We start from the raw sequence: 6,348 nt of genomic DNA on the forward strand, positions 1-6,348 counted from the left end.
AGAAGTGATCAATGTCCAAACACGTCATTCCTGCGCCGCAGGCCCACAGCATTCCCACCAGTACAGGCGGTACGTTTCCGGTGCGCCGCGTCTATTGCATCGGTCGCAACTTTGCCGCCCATGCCGTCGAAATGGGCCACGACCCTGACCGCGAGCCGCCTTTCTTTTTCCAAAAGAATCCTAACAATCTCGACGCTTCGGGGGAATTTCCCTATCCGCCGCATACATCCGACCTGCACCACGAGGTCGAACTGCTTGCCTGCCTGAAATCGGGTGGCACGAATATCGCGCTGGATCAGGCGTTGGACCACGTTTGGGGGTATGGCGTTTCGCTTGATATGACCCGCCGTGACCTGCAAGGGCAGATGAAAAAAATGGGCCGCCCATGGGAAATCGGCAAAGCTTTTGAACGCTCTGGCCCAGTTGGTCCTGTGAAGCCTGTGTCAGAGATCGGGCATCCCGATCAGGGGCGGATCGCGCTGCATGTGAACGGGGAATTGCGCCAAGAGGGCGATCTGAACCAGATGATCTGGAAAGTGCCAGAGATGATCACCTATCTGTCCGAATATTTCGAACTGGCGGCGGGTGATGTCATCATGGCGGGCACCCCTGCGGGGGTTGGCGCCGTCGTCAAAGGTGATGTGATGGAGGCCGAAATTGCGGGCCTTGGCGCGCTGCGGGTGCAGGTTATTTAGCGCGGCGCGGACTGCCGTGCGAATGGTGAATGGCCAGTCAGATGAATTTTCTGACTGGCCATTTTGTTTGCTTAGAAATGCACTGACAGGCTGTCGATCGGCGCTTTCTTTGGCGGCGCGAATTTGGTCAGGTCGATCCCCTTAACCGCTGTCTTGTATTCTTCCAGCGTCGGGGTGCGGCCCAAAATCGCGGACAAGACAACAACCGGAGTCGAAGCCAGAAGCGATTCACCTTTTTTCTCGGGGGCATCGGCAACAACGCGGCCTTGGAACAGGCGGGTTGATGTCGCAAGCACGGTATCGCCTTTTTCGGCCTTTTCCTGGTTACCCATGCAAAGGTTACAGCCAGGGCGTTCGAGATACAGGATGTTTTCGTATTCCGTGCGCGCGGTGACCTTTGGTGCCGCATCGTCGAATTCGAAGCCGGAGTACTTTTGCAGCACTTCCCAATCGCCTTCTTCCTTCAGTTCATCAATGATGTTGTAGGTCGGGGCGGTCACCACCAGTGGGGCTTTGAATTCAACCTTGCCATTGGTCGCTTCGAGGTTGCGCAGCATCTGTGCGACGATTTTGATATCGCCCTTATGCACCATGCAAGACCCGACAAACCCGAGGTCCACTTTCTTTTTCGCCGCGTAATAGCTGATCGGGCGGATTGTGTCGTGGGTATAGCGTTTGGACACATCGACGTTGTTCACATCAGGGTCGGCGATCATTGGCTCGATGATTTTGTCCAGATCGACGACAACTTCGGCAAAGTATTTGGCGTTGTCATCCGGGCGCAGCGCGGGGCGCTCGCCTGATTTCAGTTCGGCGATGCGCGCATCGGCCTTGGCGATCAGGCTGGCAAGCATACCGTTTTCATGCTCCATACCTTTGTCGATCATGATCTGGATGCGGGATTTGGCCAGCTCCAAAGACCCGATCAGCGTCTCATCGTCAGAAATGCAGACCGAGGCTTTCGCCTTCATTTCAGCGGTCCAGTCGGTGAAGGTAAAGGCTTGGTCGGCCAGCAATGTACCGATATGCACTTCGATCACGCGGCCTTGGAAAACGTTGTCGCCGTGCTGCTCAAGCATCTGTGCTTGGGTGGCATGCACAACATCACGGAAGTCCATGTGTTCCGCCATTTCGCCCGTAAAGGTGACTTTGACAGATTCAGGGATCGGCATTGACGATTCACCTGTCGCCAGCGCCAGCGCAACGGTGCCCGAATCCGCACCGAATGCCACGCCTTTGGACATGCGTGTGTGGCTGTCGCCGCCGATGGTGATATCCCAATCGCTGACGGTGATATCGTTCAGCACCTTGTGGATCACGTCGGTCAGCGGGTGGTAAACATCTTTCGGGTCACGTCCTGTGACCAGACCAAAGTTGTTCATGAACTTCATCAGCCGCGGTGTGTTTTCCTGCGCTTTGATGTCCCAGACAGATGCGGTGTGACAGCCCGATTGATAGGCGCCATCAACAGAAGGGGACACGATGGTTGCCGCCATCGCCTCAAGCTCTTGCATGGTCATCAGGCCGGTAGTGTCTTGTGAGCCAACAATATTGACGCCCACGCGCACATCAGATCCGGCGTGCAATACTTTGCCCGGCGTGGTGCCGCGCGCATTGGCGTTAAAGATTTTTTCAACAGCCGTCAGGCCCTGACCTTCGTGGCTGATTTCTTTAGACGGCGCATAGACAAGTGGCGCTTCAACGCCCAGCGTTTCCGCAGCAAACGTCTGCAATTTCTTCCCAAAGACAATCGCGTAGGAACCGCCTGCCTTCATGAATTCCATTTTTTGCGGCGTGAAAGAGCTGGCCATATCAACCAGTTCGTTGCCGTCCGCGTCATACAGTTTTTTGTCTTTGGTGTTGATGGTCAGCACCGTACCTGTCGCAACTGAATACTTTTCTTCGAGAACAGGATCACCGTCAGCGTTCAGAACCGGATTGCCATCGGCATCCAGCTTTTTCACCCAGTTTTTCAGATCGACACCGATCCCGCCTGTCACGCCGACAGTAGTCAAAAAGATCGGGGAAATCCCGTTGGTGCCCGCCACAACAGGGGCAAAGTTCACGAATGGCACATAGGGCGACGCCTGCTTACCAGTCCACAGCGCCACGTTGTTCACGCCGGACATCCGCGAAGACCCAACGCCCATCGTACCTTTTTCGGCGATCAGCATGACGCGCGCGTCAGGATGCTGTTTCTTCAGCTCTTCGATGTGGTTTTGGGCCGCTTCGTCGATCAGGCATTTGCCGTGCAATTCGCGGTCGGCCCGCGAATGGGCTTGATTACCCGGTGACAGCAAATCGGTTGAAATATCACCTTCGGCCGCGACGAAAGTCACAACTTTCACTTCTTCTTCGATGTCGGGCAGCTTGGTAAAGAATTCTGCCTGCAAGTAGCTTTTGATGATGTCGGTTGCGACAGCATTTCCCGCCTCATGCGCGGCCTTCAGGCGGTCTGTGTCGGCCTCATACAAGAAAACCTGGGTTTTCAGCACATCGGCGGCCTGCGCCGCGATCTCCGCGTCATCGCCCAATGCCAGATCAAGCAGCACCTCGACAGAAGGGCCGCCTTTCATGTGTGACAGCAGTTCAAATGCAAAAGTCGGTGTGATTTCGGCGACTGTTTCCTGACCAAGAATGATTTCTTTGAGGAACTTTGCCTTTTCGCCCGCAGCGCTCGTGGTGCCGGGCAGCGTATTGTAGATAAAGAACTGCAGAGAATCGGCGCGGTGCGGGTTGTTTGTATCCTTGATCTGCGCGACGATTTCTTGCGTCAAAAGCGCATCATCGATCGGCTTCGGGTGCAGACCCTGTGCCTTGCGGGCTTCGATTTCAGCGAGGTATCCGGTATACAAACTCATGGGCTTTCCTAACTTATGATGGTGGGCGTGACCGCCCGCAGAATTGGCGCAATTGCATCGTTATGCGCCATTTGTATGCAGCGGTATACCAAATCGCCGCGCGCGACAAGCCTCAACCGCGCCACAAGCTAACAGAATCCTGAAGATTTGGTAAAGCTTGCGTGTATTGCGCATTAACAACCAACACGCTGTGTCTCTGCCCGCGTTTTGGACGGGGAATCAATCGGTTTTCCATGTGTTGTCACAGCACGCTTTGGGGGACTCTAAAACTGCCAAAACTACCCCAGATTGCGCGGGGGATAGGGCAATTTCAGGCAATCCATATGAACCGGATTTCATTACACCAAACCCCATTAACTCGCTGTTTAAAAAAGAATAATTTTGGCGTTCAGTTGATGAAGTGAGTACGGATTACGCATAGTCGTTGTCTATTTTGATCCAATTAACAATTTATTTATGCCTTTTTGTATCGAAGTCAGATTTAGCACTTTTTTTTGCCCAATTGTTGATCTAAGCGCTCGGTCAACACGACTAAATTATTTAGTTGCCTTGAATTTTTTTAGTGAGGGAAAGCCGTGAGTATGCCTAGAACCAGCGCTGTGACGATTAGCGAAAAAGTAGCGACAACTGAAAATGGTGATAATTTTCGTCTAGTGACAAGAGATGGTGAAGAGCATTCACGCCCATCTACGAAGCTTTCCTTTCGCAATGCGCTTAAAGGTTTGGCGCTGGCCAGTTTGACGGCAACCATTCCGGCACAAGCGATTGCCCAAGCCGCATGTTCCGTTGCTGACATGGTCGAATTCCCGTCGGTCTACTACGAAGATTTTGGAACCGGCTCAGGGCGGACGATGAATAATGATGTGCTTAACCACACGTTCCAACCCACCGGCGGCATCCAAGATGACTGGTACGCAGTCGGTCGCTCTGCGGATTTGTCAGGCGCCTATATGCAGACGTTGGGTGGTGTAGATGCCGACGGGGAAACCGAAGGGCGCTACCTTGGGATCAACATGCGTGGGAAGAATGAGCCAGGTAATTCTTGGCAGGGTGAATTCTACCGCCAAAATAATATTTCGATGGTGCCCTCTGGTTTGCCATCGGGTGCTTCGCTGGGTGGTTTCCGATTCTCTACGGCCTTGGTTGGGACTTGCGCCGGCTGTGAAGATGTCCCGAACTTCACACTTATCATTGAAGACTCAAGCAATGGCTCGCAGCTCGCTTCTGATACCAGTAGCGGGATCGGGGTCGCAAACGACGATGTTTGGCGCACTGCGACACTAGATGTTGTGCCCGCACCCGCATCAGCGACTGCGGCCAACCTTGTCTTGTTTAACTCCCAGCCAGAGGGTGACAATGGTAACGATGTGGGCGTTGATAACATTAGCTTTGTGCCGTTGGTTTGCTATTCGCCGGTCTTGGATTTTACAAAAACCGAAGTACTGATTACGAATGTGGTTGGCGACCCCGATGCCGTTGAGGCAGGGGACGTCATCCGCTATACATTTACGGCCGTGAACAGCGGCTCTGCGACAGCTTACAATGTCGCGGTAACAGAGAATTCCTTTAACGGGCTCGGCGCGATCCCAGTGCCTGTCGTGTTTAGCGGTGCAGCTGATTTGGATGGCGGGAACGGCACGAATACTGATGTCGCGGTCGGCGCGACGCTTGTCTACCGCGCGGACTATGTGATTACTCAAGGTGATATCGATGCAGGCGGGATCATCAACAACCTCGCTGATATTGCTTACGAAGACCTTGCCGGAAATCCGTTCTCAGATACATCGGACGACGATGATGTGACCAGCGGTGACCAGCCAACTTCGACACCCGTACCTGTGCCGGCGGTTGATGACGCTTCCTCTGGCAATGCGCAGGGTGACACCGTGAACATCACCCTCACCAACAATGATGGCGTCGCGGCGATTGATTCAACAGTTAGCCTTATTCCGCCTTCTGGTGCGATTGGTGTCGTGACGGATGGCAATGGCGACATCATCAGCTTTACCGTGCCAAACCAAGGCGCATGGAGCTACACTGACGGAAGCGGAATTTTGCAATTTGTACCGCTCGCTGGTTTCGCGGGGAACCCGACACCAATCGGGTACACTGTCAAGGCTCCGAATGGGGCGAATTCAAACAGCGCAAGCGTGACGATTTCCTATGTTCCGTCAGTGCCAGAAATTGAACTTGTAAAGTCGGTCTCTTCGGTTGCGGATACAAGCGGCAACGGCATCTTTGGTGATGCGGGTGATACCGTTAACTATACCTTTACGGCTGAGAATACGGGCAACACCGCGCTTGCCGGAATTACGGTGTCGGATACCGATCTTGCGGCCTTGTCTGGGGCGTTCACGCTGAACCAACCTGCGGCTGGATTCGACGGTGACTTGGCAGCAGGCGAAGGCCCTGTAACAGTTGCGACCGCGACCTATGTCTTGCACGTCTCTGATGTTGCGGCCCGCGGTGTGACGAACTCGGCTGATGTGACCTCGACTGCGGTTGCAACGAGCGCCGGCGGAGACCCTGTGCCCGGAGCGCCGCTGCTGGGTTTTGGCCCAATTGTGGATGACAGTGATGCGGGTTCCGAGGCATCGTTTGATACGCAAGACGGAAGCACGACGCCAATTTCAAACCCTGCAGGCACCGGTGGTCCTGATGACCCTACTGTCTTGAACATTTCAAACGTTGTCGCGCTTGACGACAGCGGGACGGCGACATCTGGGACATCTTCGACGCCTGTTGCGAATGTGACGACTGAGGGGACACCGGATACGGTGAACGGTGTGGCT

The 6,348-nt window shown here is 54.2% G+C and carries 3 protein-coding genes; 2 read left to right on the top strand and 1 reads right to left on the bottom strand.

Going from position 1 to position 6,348, the window contains the following annotated elements; genetic code table 11:
• The first annotated feature begins 11 nt into the window (after nt 1–11).
• Nucleotides 12–695 carry a fumarylacetoacetate hydrolase family protein gene (locus BM320_RS00360; protein WP_090194961.1) on the top strand — a complete coding sequence of 228 codons (684 nt, stop codon included), beginning with the start codon at nt 12–14 and terminating at the stop codon, nt 693–695.
• A gap of 71 nt (nt 696–766) precedes the next feature.
• Here the strand turns inward: BM320_RS00360 and BM320_RS00365 are convergent, their stop codons facing one another.
• Entirely contained in the window at nt 767–3,556 is a 2,790-nt protein-coding gene (locus tag BM320_RS00365) for a bifunctional aconitate hydratase 2/2-methylisocitrate dehydratase (protein WP_090194964.1), read from the bottom strand.
• Nucleotides 3,557–4,278: 722 nt separating this feature from the next.
• Between BM320_RS00365 and BM320_RS16325 the strand changes: the two genes are divergently transcribed.
• The coding region (locus BM320_RS16325; RefSeq protein ID WP_446001679.1) for a CLIPPER-2 domain-containing protein at nt 4,279–6,348 on the top strand (2,070 nt) is incomplete at its 3' end.

This window comes from Yoonia tamlensis (assembly GCF_900115105.1).
Classification (GTDB): Bacteria; Pseudomonadota; Alphaproteobacteria; order Rhodobacterales; family Rhodobacteraceae; genus Yoonia; species Yoonia tamlensis.